Raw genomic sequence first — 19,661 nt, 5'->3', positions numbered from 1 at the left:
TAGAGGCCTCGCGCGAGGAGGAAAGACTATGCACAAGGGGAGGGGAGCATGAGCGGATCGATGAAAAGGCTTTTGTCAGGCGCCGTTCTGGTTGGAGCACTGGCCATGCCCACCGTGGCGATCGCACAGAATCTGCTGTTCTGGTCGACCCAGGCCACGCCCGTGGAGGAATCGCAGGCCATTCGCGACGGCGTGCTCACCGGCTTCGGCAAGCCGGTCACCTATTCGGCTCAGGAAGCCGGCCCGTTCATCACTCGTATCCAGGCCGAGCTGCAGGCCGGGTCGGGCGCCATTACCGTGCTGGGCGGCCTGCATGGCGAGCTTGCCAGCATTCCCGACGGCCTCGTCAATCTCGAAGGCGTGGTGCCCGCCGGCACCGTCGCCGAAAGTTATATGAGCTTCGGCAAGCTCGGCACGGCCGAGCAGAAATACATTCCCTGGATGCAGGCGACCTATGTGATGATCGCCAGCAAGCAGGCGCTGCAATATCTGCCTGAGGGCACCGACCTGCAGAAGATCACCTATGAGCAGTTCTATGCCTGGGGCAGGGCGATGGCGCAGGCCTCCGGTGGTCCCAAGATCGGCTTTCCGGCCGGTCCGAAGGGGCTGTCGCACCGTTTCTTCCAGGGCTATCTCCTGCCCTCCTTCACCGGCGCGGCGGTGGTGAAGTTCAGGTCGCCGGAAGCCGAGAAGATGTGGAACGACTTCCGTGACTTCTGGCATGCGGCGGTGACGCCAGCTTCAACCTCCTATGCCTTCATGCAGGAGCCCCTGCTGAATGGCGAGGTCTGGGTGGCCTGGGACCATGTCGCCCGGCTGAAGGATGCGCTCAACCAGAAACCCGACGATTTCGTGGTCTTTCCGGTGCCGGCCGGGCCGAAGGGCCGCGCCAACATGCCGGTGATTACCGGTATCGCCGTGCCCAGGACCTCGAATGCGCCCGAAGATGCCAAGGCGCTGGTCGCCTATATGCTCAAGCCCGAGACGGAGATCGCCATGGTGAAGGCGACCGGCTTCTTCCCGGTGGTCGATGTCAAGTTGCCCGACGACGTGCCGGCCAGCGCCAAGATCCTCGCGCCGGTGGTGGCCGCGCAGAATGCAGCGACGGACTCCCTGCCCGTGCTGCTGCCGATCGGCATCGGCGATGCGGGGGGACGCTACAACAAGGTCTTCTCCGATACCTTCCAGCGCATCGTGCTCGGCGGCCAGCCGGTGCGCGATGTGCTCGACCAGCAGGCGCAGGCCCTGCAGGCCATCCTCGACGAGAAGAAGGCGCCTTGCTGGGCGCCCGATCCCAAGAGCGAGGGACCTTGCAAGGTCGAATAGCCATAGCGTTTTGCGATTTGAGGGAGTCACCAAGAATCGCAAAGACGCGTCGAAGCAAAGAGTTAGAGCAAATAGGCGTTCACACTTGAACGCGTTTTGCTCTAGGGGGACCGAGCCGTGAGTAATGTCCGCATTCTACCCTATCTGCTGCTCGCCCCCGCGACGCTCTTCCTGGTCGCCTTCTTCCTGCTGCCGTTCAGCCAGGTCGCGGTGGAGGCCTTTATGCAGTATGGCCAGATCTCGACCGGCAATTTCCGCTCGATCATGAGCGACTGGAAGTTCTGGCCGGCCTTGCGCAACACGGTGGTGCTGACGGCAATCGTGGTGCCGCTGCAGATCGCGCTAGCCCTGGCCATGGCGGCCTTGGTGATGAATCTCGGCAAGGGGCGCGATCTCGCCCTCTATGTCTTCACCATCCCGCTCGGTATCTCCGATCTCGCCGCCGGGCTGATCTGGCTGGCCATCCTCGAGCAGAACGGCTTTCTCAACAGCGCCCGTCATGCCCTAGGACTGATCGGCGGTCCCCAGCTCCTGCTAGGCTATCAGAACATCGTCCTGCTTTTTGCCGCCATCGTGCTGGCCGAACTCTGGCGGGCGACGGCGGTGGTGCTGGTCATCCTGGTGGCCGGCATGTCGCTCATTCCGCGCGAGTATTACGAGGCGGCAGAGGTGTTCGGTGCAGGGCCTTGGAAGCGTTTCGTCAGGATCACCTTGCCGCTGCTGCGCCCCAGCCTGCAGACCGCGCTGATCCTGCGCACCATCCTCGCCTTCGAGGTCTTCGCCATCGTGCTGGTGCTGGCCGGCACCAACTTGCCGGTGCTGATGGGCGAGACCTATGGCTGGCAATTCACCCTGCAGGACCGCGCGGGTGCCGCTGCCTACGCCATGGTAATCCTGGCGATCTCGATCGTCCTCACCGTGTTCTTCCTGTGGACGCTGGGTGAGAAAAAGGAGACGGCGCCATGAGCGAGGCCGCCGTGACGCAAGATGATACGGGCGCCGCCGCCCCGGCACGCTGGGGCCTGCGCGTCGCCGCGATCGTCCTGTGCGCCTGGGTGCTGGTGCCGATCTATCTGCTGGCGGTGGACGCCTTCAATGCGCCTGCGGCGGTGACGGGCTGGCCCAAGCGCTTCTGGCCGGCCTTCGATCTCACCAGCCTCGCCTTCTTCTGGAACTATGCCGGCGTCACCAGGGCCCTGGTGAATTCGCTGCTGGTCGCGGGGCTGACCATGGTGCTCTCCATCGTGATCGGTGCGCCGGCCGGCTACGCCCTGGCCCGCTTCCGCTTCAAGGGCAAGGGCGCCTTCCGCATCCTTGTACTGATGACGCGCGCCTTTCCTCTGCCGCTACTCGCGCTGCCGCTGGCGGTGTTCTATCTGCGTACCGGCCTCGACGACACGCTGCTTGGCCTGGCGCTGATCCACACCGTGCTGGCGCTGCCCTTCGCCATTCTGATCACCTCCTCGCTCTTCGTCAGCATTCCCGTGGAGCTGGAGGAGGCCGCCTGGACGCTCGGCTGCAACCGGGCCCAGGCTTTCGTCAGGATCGTGGCGCCCTTGGCGCTGCCCGGCATCTCGGCCTCCGGCGTGTTCGCCTTCGTCACCTCCTGGAACGAGGTGTTCGCGGCCTCCGTGCTCACCGTGCAGAACCAGACCCTGACGGCCTTCCTGCTCACCAGCCTGGATGTCTCGCCGCTGCCGTTGAAATTTGCCGGCGCCTTCGTGCTGATCATCCCGGCCCTGATCTTCCTGTTCCTGGTGCGGAAATATCTGTTTTCGCTCTGGGGCATCGCCAATCGCTGAGGGGCTCCCATGGCCGACATCGAGATCCGGGGCGTGCGCAAGAGTTTCGGTTCCTATACGGCACTGCACACGCTCGACCTGACCATCCGGGACCAGGAGTTCCTGGTGCTGCTCGGGGCTTCGGGCTGCGGCAAGACCACGCTGCTGCGCATCGTCGCCGGGCTGGAGAGGGCGAGTGCCGGTAAGGTCCATATCGGCGGCAGGCGGGTCGACGGACTGCCGCCGCGCGACCGCGGCATCGCCATGGTCTTCCAGAACTACGCGGTATTCCCGCACATGACCGTGTTCGAGAATATCGCCTTCGGCCTGCGGATGAAGAAAATGTTGAATCAGGAAATCGAGCAGCGTGTGAAGCGCACGGCCGGGCTGATGCATATCGAGCAACTCCTGCAGCGCTATTCGGGCCAGCTCTCCGGCGGCCAGCGCCAGCGCGTTGCCGTGGCCCGCGCCCTGGCGGTGGAGCCGGCCGTCCTTCTGATGGACGAACCACTCTCCAATCTCGATGCCCTGCTTCGGCTCGAAATGCGGGCTGAGCTCAAGGGCATCCTGCAGGAAAGCCGCACCACCACGATCTATGTCACCCACGACCAGGTCGAGGCGATGAGCCTGGCCGACCGCATAGCCGTGATGCATCAGGGCCGGATCGTGCAGGCGGCGCCGGCGACGGAAGTCTATGCCTACCCGGCAACCCGCTTCGTCGGCGGTTTCATCGGCAATCCGCCGATGAACTTCCTGCCGGCGACGGTGGCCGGCGCAACGGCCGACGTTGCCGGCCTGAAGCTGCCGGCGCCCGCGACGTCCCGCCCGATCGAATTCGCCATCCGGCCCGAGGAACTGACGCCGAGCGGCGAGGGGCTGACGGGACGGGTCAGGGTGGTGGAGCCGCTCGGCCCGCACCAGCTCGTCTCGCTCGATGTCGGCGGCCACCTCTTCCGCGCCGTGCTGGAGAACGAGCACAAGATCCGCCCCGGCGAGGCGCTTACCCTGGCGCCGCGCCCGGACAGCGTGCGCTGGTTCGACGTCGAGACCTCTGCAGCTGTGCTCTAGGGCCTTTCCCCTCCAAATTCGACCTTACTGGGAGCCTTCCATGACCCGACTTGACCGTGCCGCTGCCTTCGAGCGGGCTGCCGCCGTGCTGCGCGAGAATGATCGCGGCGCCTACACCATCCCCACCAAGGGGCTCTATCCCTTCCAGTGGAACTGGGATTCCTGCTTGACGGCACTGGGGCTGCGTCATCTCGACGAGGCCAGGGCCTGGCAGGAGGTCGAGACCCTGCTTGCCCATCAATGGCCTGATGGCATGGTGCCGCACATCGTCTTCCACGTCGACGACGATGGCTATTTTCCCGGTCCCTCCGTCTGGCGTACCGGTCGCCCTGTGCCGACATCGGGCATCACCCAGCCGCCGGTGCTGGCCTATGTGATGAAGCGCCTGCACGACGAGGCCGGCGACAAGGAACTCGCCCGTCACAAGGCGCATGGGTTGCTGGCCAAGGCGGATGCCTGGCATCACTGGTTCTATGCCTGCCGCGACCCCGAGGGCAGTGGCCTCGTCGCCATCATCCATCCCTGGGAATCCGGACGCGACAATTCTGTCGACTGGGATGAGGCGATGATGCGGGTGCCGACCGACGGGGTGGAGCCCTATGAACGGCGCGACACCCGGCACGTCGATGCCGCCCAGCGCCCGCACAAGGCCGATTACGATCGCTTCCTCTGGCTGCTGCAGCGCTTTCGCGGCCTCGGCTGGGACAATGCAAGGCTGCATGAGGCCTCGCCCTTTCGCATGGTCGACCCCGGCTTCAACGCCATTCTGGTCCGCTCCGACAGCGATCTTGCCGATCTTGCGCAGACCCTGGGCGAGCCGGAGATCGCCGCCCGCGCCCGCGCCCGTGTCGCCAAGGCGAGGGCGGCCTTCGAGCGGTTGTGGAGTGAGCGCTTCGGTCAATATCTCTGTCTCGATCGCGTCTCGGGCCACTTGATCGACAGCCCGTCGATCGGCGGTCTGTTGCCCGTCTTCGCCGGGCTCGGCGATGAAGCACGCCAGAGGGCCATCGCCGAACGTATCGCGGCTTGGCGCAGGCGCACGCGCTACGGCATTGCCAGCCACGATCCCGCCGACCGGCGCTTCGAGCCCAGGCGCTATTGGCGCGGCCCGATCTGGATCATCGTCAACATGCTGGTCGCCGACGGCCTCCGGCGCTGCAATCTCGTCGAAGCCGCGGCCAAGGTCGAGGCCGACAGCCTGGCCCTGATCGAGGAAAGCGGCTTTGCCGAATATTACGATCCGATCTCGGGCGAGGGCCTTGGCGGCGGTCATTTCACCTGGACGGCCGCGATGGTGGCCGAACTGGTGAAACGCACGCCATAGGAGCTTCAGGCGCCACTGGCGTCGGCCCGGCGGATGATCCCGCGCGCGACGGCGATGTCATCAGCCAAAGGACGATCGTCGCGATAGGGCGGCAGCGCGGTGCGCACGTCGCGATAGAAGGTGTCGGTGCCGGGCGCCTTGGCGTGATCTTCGGCCTGCAGGTCATAGGCCTGGGCATCGGCGATGAGTTCGATCGCCAGGATGTACTCGGCATTGTCGAGGATCTGCAGGGCCTTGAGGGCTGAAGGCGTGGCGTGGCTGAGATGGTCTTCCTGCAGGCCCGAGGTGATGCCGCCGTCGAGGCTTGCGGGACTGGCGAGGCGGCGATTGAGCGCCACCAGAGAGGCTGCGGTGTACTGGGCGATCATGAAGCCCGAGGAGACGCCGCTGCCCACGGCGAGGAAAGCCGGCAGATTGCTGACATGCGGATTGACGAGGCGGTCAATCCGCCGTTCCGCCATCGCCGCCAACTCGGCCATCGCGATGCCGAGCGTGTCCATGGCGAGCGCGATGCCGGGCGCCACGGCATGCGCCTGCGAATAGACCTCGGGTGCCTCAGGCGTGCCGAGTACGGCCGGATTGTCGGTGACCGAGGCAAGTTCCCGGTCGACAGTGGCGCCGATCTCGGCAAGTGCGTCGCGCACCGCGCCGTGGACATGCGGCACGGCACGCAGGCTGAGCGGGTCCTGGGTCTGCCGCCCGGCTGCGGCAGCCAGGATGGCGCTGCCGTCCAGCAAGGCGCGCAGATGCCGCCCCGTCGCCTGCATGCCTGCCGAAATGCGCAGGGCAAGCGAGGCCTCGTCGAACGCCCTGGGCTGGCTGCGCAGGTTCTCGAAGCTCATGGCGGCAGTGACATCGGCCCAGCCGACCAGCTTTTCGCTGCGGGCCAGAGCGAGCGCGGCGAGGCCGGTGACGCAGGGCGAGCCATTGACCAGGCTCAGGCCCTCCTTGGCCTCCAGCACCAACGGGGTGCGCCCGATACGGGCGAGCGCGCGGCTCCCCGTCAATCTCTGTCCGTCGACGACGGCGTGGCCCTCTCCGATCAGCACCAGGGCGATGTGGGCCATATGGCTGAGATAGCCGACCGAGCCGAGCGAGGGCACCTCGGGCAAGCAGTCATGCGCCAGCAGGGCCAGCATCTGTTCGACCACGTCAGGCCTGACGCCGGAACGGCCATGGGCGTAATTGTTGATGGCTGCGGCAATGATCGCCCGCGTTTCGGCCTTGCCGAGGGGAGCACCGACGCCCACGGCATGGCTCATCAGGATGTTGCGCGACAATTGCTGCTGTTGCGGCCTGTCGACGATGACGTTGGCGAGGCCGCCCACACCGGTGTTCACGCCGTACGCGAGGATGCCGCGCTCGACGATGGCATCGACGATGGCGCGGGCCTGGGCCAGGCGCTGCCAGGCAGCCTCGGAAAGGGAGAGTTCCGTCCCGTCGGCAATGGCGGCGATCTCTCGCCAGGTGAGGGGACGGTCAAGGATGATGGACATGCGAGGAGACCTGGCAAATAGGGCGCGATTATCCTTCCCCGGCTTCGGGGAAGGTGTCGATGCACAGCATCGACGGAAGGGGGAGTGTGGTGTTGAGGGGGCAAGAAATGGCCTAGTCGCGCCACTCGACCCCACCCGACCTCGCTTACGCTCGGCCCACCGCACACAAACTGTGTGCGCGACCTCCCCGAAGCCGGGGAGGGATTATCGCGCTTTGTCCGTCAAAACGGCGGATTGGCGCTTTTGGTCATCAATGATGCTGGCTGGAGATGAACTGCTTGAAGCGCTCCGACTTCGCTTCCTTGAACAATTCGTCGGGCGAGCCGTCGGCCTCCACCTCGCCCTTGTGCAGGAACATCACGCGGTTGGAGACGTTGCGGGCAAAGCCCATTTCATGGGTGACCACCAGCATGGTGCGCCCTTCTTCGGCGAGGCCGCGCATCACGCGCAGGACTTCACCGACCAGTTCGGGATCGAGCGCCGAGGTCGGCTCGTCGAAGAGCATCACCTTTGGCTTCATGGCCAGCGCCCGGGCGATGGCGGCGCGCTGCTGCTGGCCGCCCGACATGTGCGAGGGATAGTAGTTGCGCCGCTCGGCGAGGCCAACCCGTTCCAGCAGGGCTTCCGCCTCGGCGACGCACTCGGCCTTGGGACGGCCCAGCACATGCACGGGCCCTTCGATCAGGTTCTGCAGCACGGTCATGTGCGACCACAGGTTGAAGCTCTGGAACACCATGCCGAGTTCGGATCGGATGCGGTCCACCTGCTTGCCGTTGGTGGGGGCGAGCTGGCCTTTCTTGGTCCGGCGCATCTCGACCTTCTCGCCGGCAACGACGATCTCACCCTCGTCGGGCGTCTCAAGCAGGTTGATGCAGCGCAGGAAGGTACTCTTGCCAGAGCCCGAGGCGCCGAGAATGGAGATCACGTCGCCCTGATGGGCGTCGAGCGAGATGCCCTTGAGCACTTCGTGATCGCCGTAGCTCTTGCGGATGTTCTTGACGCTGAGCGCGATTTCGCTGGAAGCGGTCATGACGTTTCCTTTCAGCCGACGATGGTGCGCGGTGTCTGCGCGCTGGGCGGCATGAAGCGCAGATGAGGGGAGAGTTTTCGTTCGGCGAGGCCTAGCAGAAAGATGATGCCGTAGCTCAGGACGAGGTAGATCGCCCCGGCTAGGGCCAGGACCGGTACGTCGAGGAGGGCTTGGCGGCCGATCTTCTGGGCGATGCCGGTCATCTCGACCACGCCGATCAGCCCGGCCAGGGAGGTCGATTTCAAGGTCAGGATCACCTCGGTCGAATAGGCTGGCAGGGCTTGGCGCAGAGCGATGGGCGCGATGATGCGGTAGAGCAACTTGAAGCCGGACATGCCGATGGCACGCGCGGCCTCGATCTCCTTAGCTGACACGGCCAGGAGGCCGCCGCGCAGGATCTCCGCCTGATAGGCGGCGGTGCACAGCGCCATCACGAACACGGCCGAGGCGAAGCGGTTCTTGAGCACCAGCCAGAACCAGGATTCCTTCATGAACTGGAATTGAGCCAGTCCGTAGAAGATCAGGAACATCTGGATCAGCAGCGGCGTGCCGCGAAAGGTGAAGATATAGGCCTTGGCCAGACCGACCAGCAGGCGGTTGTTGCTCATGCGCATCCACAGCACGATCAGGGCGAAGGCCAGGCCGAGCAGGACGGAGAAGATGAAGAGCATCAACGTCGTCGGCAGGACGGCGAGGATCTTGCTCAGGGCTTCGAGGGCGAAATCGAGGCTCATGGCGGCACCTACTGTCCCACCGGGCGGCGGAAGCTCTTGGCCACGCGTCGCTCGCCGGCATTGAAGAACTGGGTCGAGAAGGTCGTGAGGACGAGGTAAAGGCAGGCGGCGACGGTGTAGAACAGGAAGGATTGCCGCGTCGATCCGACCGCCTTGTTGGTGGCGTTCATGATCTCGATCAGGCCGGTAACCGAGATCAGGGCCGAGTCCTTGACGCTGAGCTGAAAGACATTGCCGAGACCGGGAATGGCGAAGCGCATGATCTGCGGCGCGATGATGCGGCGAAAGCGCATGAAGCGCGGCATGCCGATGGCGCGGCCCGCCTCGATCTCACCCTTGGTGATGGCGGTGAAGGCACCGCGAAAGACTTCCGCTTGATAGGCGGCGGAAATCAGGCCGACCCCGAGCGCACCCGCCAGGAAATTGTTGACGATCGTGCTGTTGCCGATGCCGAGCGCGCCCAGTGAGTTGCCGACCACGTCGACTACGCGGCCGAAATAGACCATGTAGATGATCAAAAGTTCGGGGGCGCCGCGCAGCACGATTGTGTAGACATTGCCCACCATACGGGCGGGCAGGTTGTCGGTGATCTTGGCCCAGGCGACGAACGAGCCGACGACGGCGCCGATCAGCATCGCAGCGAGGGTGACGGCGAGGGTCATCGCGGCGCCGGCGAGGAGATAGAAGCCCCAGCCGGTCTCACCGAAACCGAGAATGGAAACCAGATAGGAGATCTTGTCGGGCAGGCTCGTGATTACGTCCACAATTTGGCTCTCCTCTCGGGGTAGGCCAGTGAGACAGGAAGCGATGATTGCGATGCAGACCGTTCTTCCGCACCAAGGGTGGTGAGGCCAGCCGCGCAATCCCGCTCCGACGATCCTGCGGGGCGTCTACGCCGGCCCGCAAGGCTCGTGCATGGCGTTTTGCGATGAGACGGGATCACCCAATCGCAAAGACGCGTCCTGCGGCTCAGGATCCCTTGATAGGGGTCACGTCGAGCTTGAACCATTTCAGGCTCAGCTTCTTGACCGTGCCGTCGGCGATGGCGGTGCCGATCGCCTTGTCCCACATATCGCGCAGATCGTTGTCCGACTGGCGGAAGGCCGGGCCGATGCCCTCGCCCCAGATCGGGCCGGCGATCTGGGCGCCGAGCAGCGTCATCTGCTCATTGCCTGACTTGGCGAAGGCGGAAGTGAAATAGGTGTCGTCGTCGAAACCGACATCGATGCGCCCGCCCGTAATGTCGAGGTCGCGCTCGCCCGAGGTCTTGTACTCGGTGATGGTGGCGATGTCCTTGAAGTTCTCTTCGACGAATTTGGTGTAGACGGTGGCAGTCTGGATGCCGATGGTCTTGCCCTTCAGCGCCTCCCGCATCTTCTCCACCGTGCTCTTGTCATGGCCGGCCTCGCCCGTCAGCGTCACCGTGGTGCCGGTGCCCTCCATCTTGGCGAGGTCGCCGGTCTTCAGCCCGGCGAAACCGGCCGGGGTCTGGGCGTAAGGCTGCGAGAAGGCGACCTGCTTCTTGCGATCGTCGGTGATCGACATGGCATCCATGATCATGTCGAACTTGCCGCCGTTCAGGCCGGAGATCATGCCGTCCCAGTCCTGCGCGATGAATTTGCACTCGATCTTCATGCGCCCGCACAGATCCTTGGCGAGGTCGATCTCGAAACCGTCCATGCTGCCGTCGGGCTTGGTCAGGTTCCAGGGCTCGTAGGCGCCTTCCAGGGCGATGGTGACCGTCTTCCACTCCTTGGCCTGCGCGGGCATGGCCGCAATGGCCGTCAGTGCCAGCAGCGCCGAGGAGAGCAGGTATTTCTTCATTGTCGGTTCCCCTTTGGGTTCTGCCGCCCGGTTTTCCGGATCGGCTTCATTCTGGATCGCCCTTGCAGTGCCCCGATCGGTCTTGCGCCGCTTGCATGAGGTCGTATCCGGGCGGAGCGTAATCGCCGCCCGGATGTCGGCATCTGTTCTCAGCTCAGGACTTGTTCTCGGGCGACATGTCGATCTTGAACCATTTCAGGCTCAGCTTCTTGATGGTGCCGTCGGCCTGGGCCTCGCCGATCGCCTTGTCGAACATGTCGCGCAGATCCGTATCGGATTTGCGGAAGGCCGGGCCGATGCCTTCGCTCCAGACCGGGCCGGTGATTTCAGGGCCGGTGAGCGTCATTTCCGAATGATCGGGCTTGGGCAGCACCGACGCATAGAAGGTGATGTCGCCTACCGTGGCGTCGACGCGGCCGGCGGCCAGGTCGAGATCGGCCTCACCGACGGTCTTGTATTCGGTGACGGTGACGACGTCCTTGAAGTTCTTGGCCAGCCACTCGGCATAGTTGGTGGCGACCTGCACGCCGACGGACTTGCCCTTCAGCGCTTCGCGCAGGGTATCGAGCGTGGCCTTGTCCTTGGTGGCATCGCCCGACAGCGTCACGATGGTGCCCTTGCCCGGAATCTTGGCGAGGTCGCTCGACTTCAGCGTGGCGAAACCGGCCCGCTCACCGGCATAGGGGCGCGAGAAGTCGATTTGCTTCTTGCGCTCCGCGGTGATCGACATGCCGTCCATGATCACGTCGAATTTACCGGCATTGAGGCCCGGGATCATGCCGTCCCAGTCCTGGGCAATGTACTTGCATTCGACCTTGATGCGCCCGCATAGATCCTTGGCGAGGTCGACCTCGAAGCCGTCCATGGTGCCGTCGGGCTTGGTCAGGTTCCAGGGCTCATAGGCGCCCTCCAGGCCGATGGTGACGGTTTTCCACTCCTTGGCCTGCGCGGCCGGAACGCTCATCAGCGTCGCCAGCGCCAGGATGGCGGTGGAAATGAGGGTCTTCTTCATCATCAATTCCCCTATGTTAACAGCAACCTGCGTGCCTCACTGGCGCGCCAGGTTTCTGATCGCGGTCTTGAAGGCCGCATTGATGATGTCGTCCTGGTCGTGGCGCCCGTCGCGGATACGCCACTGCCCCTCAACCATGACGTCACGCACCGTACGGTCGCCAAGCGCGAACAGCCAGCGATCGACAATAGCGTCATCCTTGGCGCTGTCCATGAAAGCATCGTCGCCATCGAGCACGACGAGACTGGCTGTCATGCCGGGGGCGATGGCGCCGATGCGCTGGCCGAGGGCCTGGGCTCCGCCGGCGAGCGCTGCATCGTAAATATCGCGGCCGACCGAGCGGTGCGGGCCGTTGGCGAGGCGGTTGCGGCGCTCGTCACGCAGGCGCTGCGAATATTCGAGCGTGCGCAGCTCGTCGACGACGCTGGGGGAGACATGGCTGTCTGTGCCGATGCCGAAACGCCCGTTCTGCGCGCGATAGGAGACCGCTTCGAAGATGCCGTCGCCGAGATTGGCTTCCGTCGCCGGGCACAGTCCCGCGACGGCACCGCTCGCCGCCATGCGGGTGAGCTCGGACGGATCGGCATGGGTGGCATGGATCAGGCACCAGCGCTCGTCGACCGGCATATGGTCGAACAGCCATTGCATCGGGCGCTTGCCGCTCCAGGCGATGGAATCGTCGACTTCCTTCTGCTGCTCGGCGATGTGGATATGCAGCGGCCCGGGTTTCGACATCACCTTGGGCAGGCTTGCCAGCAGCGTGGTCATTTCTTCCGGCGTTGCCGCCCGCAGCGAATGGAAGGCATAGCCGAGCGTGGCACCTTGTGCGGTGCAGGCCGGGGCAAGGTCCGCCATCAGCCGCTCGAAGCCTTCGATGTCGTGGATGAAGCGGCGCTGGCCCTCATGCGGGGCGACGCCGCCGAAATTGGCGTGGGCGTAGAAGACGGGCAGCAGCGTCATGCCGATGCCACTGGTCCTGGCCGCGGCCAGGATGCGCTTTGCCATCTCCGCGCGGTCGGCAAAGAGGGCACCGCTCTTGTCGTGATGCAGATAGTGGAACTCGGCGATCGAGCCGAAGCCGGCCTTGAGCAGGTCGACATAGAGCTTGGTGGCGATCGCCTGCGCATCCTCGGGCGTGATCTGGCCGACGGTGCGATACATTTCCTCGCGCCAGGTCCAGAAACTGTCGCTGCCGGCGCCGGACACTTCGGCAAGGCCGGACATGGCGCGCTGGAAGGCGTGGGAATGCAGGTTGGGCATGGCGGGCAGCACGGGCCCCGCGGTGATCTGCGCGCCATCGGCCGGGGCATCGGGGGTCACGGCGCTGATCCGGCCTGCGACATCGATGTCGATCCGCACATTCCTCGCCCAGCCATCGGGCAGCAGGGCCTGGCTGGCATGAAGGCTGTGGTTGCTCTGGAGTTGTGGGCGGAAATCGGGCATGTTTGTGTACCGACGAGTTCGCAACTTGTATGTATAAGTTTTATACATATTTTTGCAGTCGTGACAAGCGCCGTGTGACACGGTGAAGCGATTTTTGAGGAATGACGTCGCCATGAGCATGTCGCCGGATCGAAAGCCGGAGCCCGCCATATCGGCCACGCCGCTCTATGCGGAGGTGAAGCAGCACATCCTGACGCGGGTGCGCAGCGGCGAATGGCCGCCGGATCATCGCATTCCTTCTGAAAGCGAGCTGGTGGAGCAGCTCGGGGTCAGTCGCATGACGGTGAACCGGGCCCTGCGCGAACTCAGTCTCGAGGGCGTATTGGTGCGCATGCAGGGCAGAGGCTCCTTCGTCGCCGGCGGCAACAGCCACTCGGATGTGTTTGCCGTCACCAATATCGCCGAGGAGATCCGTGGGCGCGGCCACGATTACAGCGCGCAGGTTCTCCTGCTCGACACGCTGAAAGCGACGCCGGATATCGCCGATTTGCTCGAATTGCCGATCGGAAGCCCGGTTTTTCACTCGATCGTCGTGCATTGCGACAATGATGTGCCGATCCAGCTCGAGGATCGCTTCGTCAATCCTGCCGTGGCGCCGGCCTATCTCGACCATGATTTTTCCAAGGTGACGCCCAATGAGGTGCTCAGTGCGGTGGTCCCGTGGAGCGAGGCGGAACATCGCATCGAGGCGGTGCTGCCGCAGGCCTGGGAGTGCAAACTGCTGGCGATCTCGCGGGCCGATCCTTGCCTGCTGATCCGTCGCCGCACATTTGCCACCGGCTGGGTTGGGGCGCCTACACCGGAAGCCGGCGGGGAAGAAGAGGCTGTGCAGCATGTCGTCACGGCGGTGCGTCTGTTGCTGCCGGGCGGCCGTTATCGCATCGAGCATCGCCGGCACTCGAACCGGGTGGGGTAGTCGTCCGGGGCATCAGATGCCCTTGACGGCCCGTAAAACTGCTGCTAACTTGTATATACAAGCAACAAGAGGTCATGTACATGCTAAGCAATGCCCGTTTCCGCGATGTCGAGATCCGCGCCCCGCGTGGCACCCAGCTCAACGCCAAGAGCTGGCTGACCGAAGCGCCGCTGCGCATGCTCATGAACAATCTCGATCCCGACGTCGCCGAGAACCCCAAGGAACTGGTGGTTTATGGCGGCATCGGCCGCGCCGCGCGCGACTGGGAGTGCTTCGACACCATCGTTCGCGAACTGAAGAACCTCAACAATGACGAGACGCTGCTGGTGCAATCGGGCAAGCCGGTCGGCGTGTTCAAGACCCATGCCGATGCCCCGCGCGTACTGATCGCCAATTCCAACCTGGTGCCGCATTGGGCGACCTGGGAGAAATTCAACCAGCTCGATGCCGAAGGCCTGATGATGTACGGCCAGATGACGGCCGGCTCCTGGATCTATATCGGTTCGCAGGGCATCGTGCAGGGCACCTATGAGACCTTCGTCGAGGCCGGCCGCCAGCATTATGGCGGGAACCTCGCCGGCCGCTGGGTGCTCACTGCCGGTCTCGGCGGCATGGGCGGCGCTCAGCCGCTTGCCGCGACCCTCGCCGGCGCCGTGTCGCTCAACATCGAATGCCAGCAGCAGAGCATCGATTTCCGCCTGCGCACCCGCTATGTCGACAAGCAGGCTCGGGATCTCGACCACGCGCTCGAACTCATCAAGCATCATTGCGACCGCAAGGAAGCCGTCTCGATCGCCCTGCTCGGCAATGCCGCCGAGATCCTGCCCGAACTGGTGGCCCGCGGCGTCCGCCCGGACATGGTCACCGACCAGACCTCCGCGCATGACCCGCTGAACGGCTACCTGCCTGTTGGCTGGACCTGGGAGGAGTACAAGGAGCGCGCCCGCACCGAGCCGGCCCATGTCGTCGCCGAGGCCAAGAAGTCGATGGCCGTGCATGTGCGCGCCATGCTCGACTTCCAGAAGATGGGCGTGCCCACCTTCGATTACGGCAACAATATCCGCCAGATGGCCAAGGAAGTCGGCGTCGACAACGCCTTCGATTTTCCGGGCTTCGTGCCGGCCTATATCCGCCCGCTGTTCTGCCGCGGCATCGGCCCCTTCCGCTGGGCCGCCCTGTCGGGCGATCCTGCCGACATCGCCAAGACCGACGCCAAGGTCAAGGAGCTCATTCCCGACGACAAGCATCTGCACAACTGGCTAGACATGGCCGCCGAGCGCATCGCCTTCCAGGGCCTGCCCGCCCGCATCTGCTGGGTCGGCCTGGGGCAGCGCCACCGCCTCGGCCTCGCCTTCAACGAGATGGTGCGCACCGGCGAATTGTCCGCCCCGGTCGTCATCGGCCGCGACCATCTCGACTCGGGCTCTGTCGCTTCGCCCAACCGCGAGACGGAATCGATGCGTGACGGGTCGGACGCCGTGTCCGATTGGCCGCTGCTCAACGCCCTGCTCAACTGCGCTTCGGGTGCGACCTGGGTCTCGCTCCATCATGGCGGCGGTGTCGGCATGGGTTATTCGCAGCATTCGGGCATGGTCATCGTCTGCGATGGCACCGAGGATGCCGACCGCCGCCTCGCCCGCGTGCTGGTGAACGATCCCGGCACCGGCGTGATGCGCCATGCCGACGCCGGCTACGACATCGCCATCGACTGGGCCAAGCAGCAGGGCATGAATCTGCCGATGCTGAACAAGTAAGGCGGCGTGCCGGCTTTGCCCGGCATCCTCTAAAATACGATCATGGCCAACCCCGCGGGGGTGGTCGACAGGCGGGTCTTCGGGCCCGCCTTTTTCTTGCCCGGATGGAGCGTTTCCGTCGCCGGGCGTCCCACCAAGCGGTGACCTTGGTTTACCGCTCGGTGCAAGGTGGAGTTGCAGCATGTCATTGTTGCAATGTGACTTTTAAGTAACAAGGAGGCTAAAAAGCGGCCATTCTCAGGCAAGTGGCAAGAATTTGTGTTGTCGGCTTGGTTCGATTGGTTCAGATTTAAGCGGTAAATTTCTTAATGTCGTACTTTTTCTTCTGCTGCCGATACGATTTTAATCCGAATACCTTCTGTATTTTACTAGGTGGCGGATATTTTCTTGGAGGAAATCATGATAAAAAAATCATTTATTTTGGGAACAGTCGCCGGTCTCACCAGTTTTGCGGCCGCCCATGCGGCGGATCTTCCCATGACCAAGGGCGAGGCCGTCGAATATGTGAAGGTCTGCACGGCTTTTGGGCCTGGCTTCTTCTATATTCCCGGTAGCGATACCTGCCTGCGGATCGGCAGCGAGTTCCGCATAGACTATCGCGTCTATGGCGGTGGCAAGTTCAATCGCGACGACAACCGCACCGCCTTCAACGCCCAGGCCCGTGTCTGGTTCGATGCCCGCACCGAGACCGAATATGGCTTGCTGCGCTCCTATTTCCAGATCAACGCGGACAGCAATACCGCCACCCGTGTCAATGGCACGGAGCAGCGCAACCGCTTCACCATTGACAAGGCCTTCATCCAGTTCGGCGGGCTGACGGCCGGTTATGCGCATTCCTTCTTCGGCTTCTACGACAACGACTATGGCAACACCATCTTCGGCCCCTACTACGCCCAGTCGAACACGGTGAACCTGCTCGCCTACACGGCGCAGTTCGGTGGCGGCTTCTCGGCCACCCTGTCGATCGAGGATGGCCGCGATCACCGCCAGAACGACGTGTTCGCCTATCAGGGCGGCCAGCAGGTGCCGGATGTCGTCGGCGTGCTCAGGCTCGATCAGGAGTGGGGCACGGTCGCGCTTCAGGCCGCGGCCCATCAGTTCCGCAGTGCCTCGCGCTTTGACGACGGCACGCCGGACGGGGTCGCCCTGCGTCACCAGAACAAATGGGGCTATGCGATCGGCGGCGATGTGCTGATCAAGATCCCACAGCTCCAGGACGGGCATCTGGTGATCGAAGGCCAGTATGCCGATGGTGCGCTGGACTATCTCGGCGCCGACAATCTCTATGCCATGCGGGCGCAGGACTTCTATTATCGCAACGGCTTTTCGCGGCTGGAAGCCGGCAAGGGCTGGTCGATCACGGCGGAACTGGGCGGCAACTTCACGCCGCAATGGGGCTTCAACATCGTGCCGAGCTATATCGACACGCGCTATGACGGTGCCGGCATCAATGGCCAGGACCTCAAGGCCAAGGAATATGCCATCACCGGCAACCTGACCTACATGATCGTCAAGGGCCTGTCGGTGACCGGGGAAGTCTCCTACATCCGCTCGGAGTTCGATCGTGAGCTGGGCACCGATACCCTCGCCGATGTCAGGCCGAAGGAGAAGCTCAACTCGGTGGTCGGCGGCATCCGCATCAAGCGGATGTTCTGAGGAGGACTGCAGTCCGATGCCGGCGTGAGCTGGTGCGCAAGAAAGGGGGCAGGGTCTAATCCGCGTCACTTGAGACAGGCGAAACGCGCCGGCGAGGGTCGTATAAACTCGACGACGCCTCAGTGAACGGGATTGGGCATTGCGGCCCCCTTTTCTACTATCTCCAACCTGCTCGCCAGCGTGTTTCCAAGCGCAGGCGAGGGCACAGGACTCCGGGGGGGGGGGGCGCGCGTCCCCCGGCAAATCAGCCGTCAATGCGCCAGTATTTTTGGAACTTCAGATGAGAAGCGGCATGGTGCCGGCCTTTAGTGGCGGGCCGCGATGTTGTAGAGCGAGATGTGCTGCCCGCTCTGGAGCCTTGCCTTGAAGTTCGTCTATTTCTCCCCGCATTTCCCCGACAATGGCGCGACGTTCTGCAGCCGGCTGGCCAGCGCCGGCGTGACGGTCCTGGGCATCGGCGATGCTTCCTACGAGACACTGCGGCCCGAGCTCAAAAGCGCGCTCGCCGAATATTACCGCGTTTCCAACATGGAGGATGGCGATCAGGTCCTGCGCGCCATGGGCCATTTCATCCATCGCTGGGGACGCATCGATCGCTTCGAATCCCTCAACGAGCATTGGCTCGAGCAGGATGCCGGCATCCGCACCGATTTCAACATTCCCGGCATCAAACGCGATTTCGTCGACAATCTGAAGCAGAAGTCGAAGATGAGGGCCTTTTTCGACAAGGCGGGCGTCGAGACGATCCGCCAGTGCCCCTATGTCGACCGCGCGGATGTGGAGGCTTTCATCGGCGAGGTCGGTTATCCCGTCGTGATCAAGCCTGATCAGGGCTCGGGGGCCAGCAACACCGTGAAGATCGCCTCGGCCGGCGATCTCGACCGCTTCGAGGCCAGTCGACGACCGGGGGTTACCTATGTGGTCGAGCAGTTCATCGACGGCATCGTGCTCACTTATGACGGGCTTGTTGATCGCGAAGGCCGAATCGTGTTCGCCGCCAGTCACCGCTTCGAGCAATCCATCATGGGCGTGGTCAACGCCGACAGCCATCTCAACTATTACTGCCTGCCCCATGTCGATCCGGCGATTGAACAGGCGGGACGGGCCACCATCGCCAGTTTCGGCATTCGCGAGAAATTTTTCCATATCGAGTTCTTCCAGACACGGGCGGACAAACGCATCGTGGCGCTGGAGATCAATATGCGCCCTCCCGGCGCCTGGATGACCGATGCCATCAACTATGCCTATGACATGGACGTCTATCGCGAATGGGCCAGCATGGTGGCGGATCATGCGGTCGGCGGTCCGTTCAAGGGGCGTTATTATGTCGGCTATGCCAGCCGCAAGAACCATATCCGCTACGTCAACGGCCACCAGGCCATCTTGAAGGCGCATGGTGACAAGATCGTGCATTTCGCGCCGATCGAGGCCGTATTCAGCCGGGCCATGGGCAATTTCGCCTATCAGTTCCGTTCCGAGGATTTCGATGAGGTGAAGGCGATCGTGCGTTTCATCCAGGCCGTGGAGGATTGAGACGTTGCGGATCGCCTATCACAAGCGTGGCAGCGCCGAACTCGGGCGCGAGATGGAATTCAAGGTCTATGGCCATGCCGGCAGGCCGGTTTTGGTCTTCCCCACCTCGAACGGGCGCTTCTATCAGTATGAGGATTCGGGCGGCATCGCCGCCCTTGCCGACCGCATCGAGGCCGGCGAACTGCAGGTGTGGACTGTTGATGGCATCGACGGCGAGAGTTTCTTTGCCGAACATGGCGATCTCCAGCACCGCGTCGGCCGCCACGAGGCCTATTTTCGCTATGTCCGCCATGAATTGCTGCCGGAAATCCTGGATGCGACCGGCGGAAGAGCGCCCCTGTTGACCGGATGCTCGATGGGGGCCTTCCACGCCAGCAACTTCCTGTTTCGTTTTCCGGAGACGGTGGCGGGTGTGATCGGCTTGAGCGGCGTCTACTCGACCCGGCACTTCTTCGGGGCGGCGCTCGACGGACAGATCTATTTCAATTCGCCGCTTGCCTATCTCGGTGGTCTGGAGGAAGGCGAGTTGCTGGATCGGATCCGCTCGCGCCGCCTGTTCTTCTGTTGCGGGCTGGGCGCCTGGGAAGAGAGAATGATCGAGGATACCAGCAATCTAGCGCAGGTCCTTTCCGCCAAGCGGATTCCGGCCTGGATCGATTTTTGGGGCCCCGATGTCAGCCACGACTGGCCCTGGTGGCACCGGCAGATCGTGTATTTCTTCGGTAAATGGCTGGAGGCCGACCGCGCCAGTCCGGTGGGATAGC

The 19,661-nt window shown here is 63.6% G+C and carries 17 protein-coding genes; 10 read left to right on the top strand and 7 right to left on the bottom strand.

The features are described from left to right. The first annotated feature begins 48 nt into the window (after positions 1-48). The 5 genes from ACR9ZN_RS20975 (at position 49) to ACR9ZN_RS20955 (ending at position 5,499) form a co-directional block, all read left to right on the top strand. The gene (locus tag ACR9ZN_RS20975) at positions 49-1,326 is read left to right on the top strand and encodes an ABC transporter substrate-binding protein (protein WP_454816321.1); all 1,278 of its coding nucleotides are present in this window, start codon (positions 49-51) and stop codon (positions 1,324-1,326) included. A gap of 117 nt (positions 1,327-1,443) precedes the next feature. Continuing rightward, entirely contained in the window at positions 1,444-2,292 is an 849-nt protein-coding gene (locus ACR9ZN_RS20970) for a carbohydrate ABC transporter permease (RefSeq protein WP_481273088.1), read from the top strand. Further along, a complete protein-coding gene (locus tag ACR9ZN_RS20965) occupies positions 2,289-3,128 on the top strand; it encodes a carbohydrate ABC transporter permease (RefSeq protein ID WP_434958372.1) in 840 nt (279 codons plus the stop codon). Before ACR9ZN_RS20970 ends, ACR9ZN_RS20965 begins: the two co-directional genes overlap by 4 nt. A gap of 9 nt (positions 3,129-3,137) precedes the next feature. Next, entirely contained in the window at positions 3,138-4,175 is a 1,038-nt protein-coding gene (locus ACR9ZN_RS20960) for an ABC transporter ATP-binding protein (protein ID WP_454816317.1), read from the top strand. A gap of 40 nt (positions 4,176-4,215) precedes the next feature. Further along, positions 4,216-5,499, top strand: a complete 1,284-nt coding sequence (locus ACR9ZN_RS20955) for an MGH1-like glycoside hydrolase domain-containing protein (RefSeq protein WP_481273087.1) — start codon at positions 4,216-4,218, stop codon at positions 5,497-5,499. A gap of 5 nt (positions 5,500-5,504) precedes the next feature. On the opposite strand, the gene ACR9ZN_RS20950 is transcribed toward ACR9ZN_RS20955, so the two are convergent. From ACR9ZN_RS20950 to ACR9ZN_RS20920, 7 genes are all read right to left on the bottom strand, one after another. Further along, complete coding sequence (locus ACR9ZN_RS20950) at positions 5,505-6,995, bottom strand: HAL/PAL/TAL family ammonia-lyase (RefSeq protein ID WP_481273086.1); 1,491 nt, start codon at positions 6,993-6,995, stop codon at positions 5,505-5,507. 250 nt (positions 6,996-7,245) lie between these two features. Next, entirely contained in the window at positions 7,246-8,025 is a 780-nt protein-coding gene (locus ACR9ZN_RS20945; protein ID WP_441771132.1) for an ABC transporter ATP-binding protein, read from the bottom strand. Positions 8,026-8,036: 11 nt separating this feature from the next. Continuing rightward, positions 8,037-8,759 (bottom strand): ABC transporter permease, encoded by a 723-nt coding sequence (locus tag ACR9ZN_RS20940; RefSeq protein ID WP_434958367.1) that lies wholly within the window; start codon positions 8,757-8,759, stop codon positions 8,037-8,039. 8 nt (positions 8,760-8,767) lie between these two features. After that, complete coding sequence (locus ACR9ZN_RS20935; protein ID WP_454816310.1) at positions 8,768-9,523, bottom strand: ABC transporter permease; 756 nt, start codon at positions 9,521-9,523, stop codon at positions 8,768-8,770. A gap of 205 nt (positions 9,524-9,728) precedes the next feature. Further along, the gene (locus tag ACR9ZN_RS20930; RefSeq protein ID WP_434958365.1) at positions 9,729-10,583 is read right to left on the bottom strand and encodes a transporter substrate-binding domain-containing protein; all 855 of its coding nucleotides are present in this window, start codon (positions 10,581-10,583) and stop codon (positions 9,729-9,731) included. Between the two features lie 154 nt (positions 10,584-10,737). Next, on the bottom strand, positions 10,738-11,595 hold the full coding sequence (locus tag ACR9ZN_RS20925) for a transporter substrate-binding domain-containing protein (protein ID WP_434959710.1): 858 nt from the start codon (positions 11,593-11,595) through the stop codon (positions 10,738-10,740). Between the two features lie 36 nt (positions 11,596-11,631). Then, complete coding sequence (locus ACR9ZN_RS20920; protein WP_454816308.1) at positions 11,632-13,038, bottom strand: formimidoylglutamate deiminase; 1,407 nt, start codon at positions 13,036-13,038, stop codon at positions 11,632-11,634. A gap of 112 nt (positions 13,039-13,150) precedes the next feature. Here ACR9ZN_RS20920 and hutC point away from each other — a divergent pair, with 112 nt between their 5' ends. The 5 genes from hutC (at position 13,151) to ACR9ZN_RS20895 (ending at position 19,660) form a co-directional block, all read left to right on the top strand. After that, on the top strand, positions 13,151-13,954 hold the full coding sequence (gene hutC, locus ACR9ZN_RS20915; protein WP_454816306.1) for a histidine utilization repressor: 804 nt from the start codon (positions 13,151-13,153) through the stop codon (positions 13,952-13,954). 80 nt (positions 13,955-14,034) lie between these two features. Beyond that, positions 14,035-15,708 (top strand): urocanate hydratase, encoded by a 1,674-nt coding sequence (hutU, locus tag ACR9ZN_RS20910; protein ID WP_481273085.1) that lies wholly within the window; start codon positions 14,035-14,037, stop codon positions 15,706-15,708. 399 nt (positions 15,709-16,107) lie between these two features. Further along, positions 16,108-17,364, top strand: a complete 1,257-nt coding sequence (locus ACR9ZN_RS20905; RefSeq protein ID WP_481273084.1) for a porin — start codon at positions 16,108-16,110, stop codon at positions 17,362-17,364. A gap of 363 nt (positions 17,365-17,727) precedes the next feature. Continuing rightward, on the top strand, positions 17,728-18,897 hold the full coding sequence (locus ACR9ZN_RS20900) for an ATP-grasp domain-containing protein (RefSeq protein ID WP_481273083.1): 1,170 nt from the start codon (positions 17,728-17,730) through the stop codon (positions 18,895-18,897). 4 nt (positions 18,898-18,901) lie between these two features. Further along, complete coding sequence (locus ACR9ZN_RS20895) at positions 18,902-19,660, top strand: esterase family protein (protein ID WP_481273082.1); 759 nt, start codon at positions 18,902-18,904, stop codon at positions 19,658-19,660. The last annotated feature ends 1 nt before the right edge of the window (position 19,661 follow it).

This window comes from Labrys sp. HAY1-8F, assembly GCF_056754975.1.
Note: the sequence above shows the minus strand (reverse complement) of the source record. Positions and strands in the feature narration are given on the sequence as shown.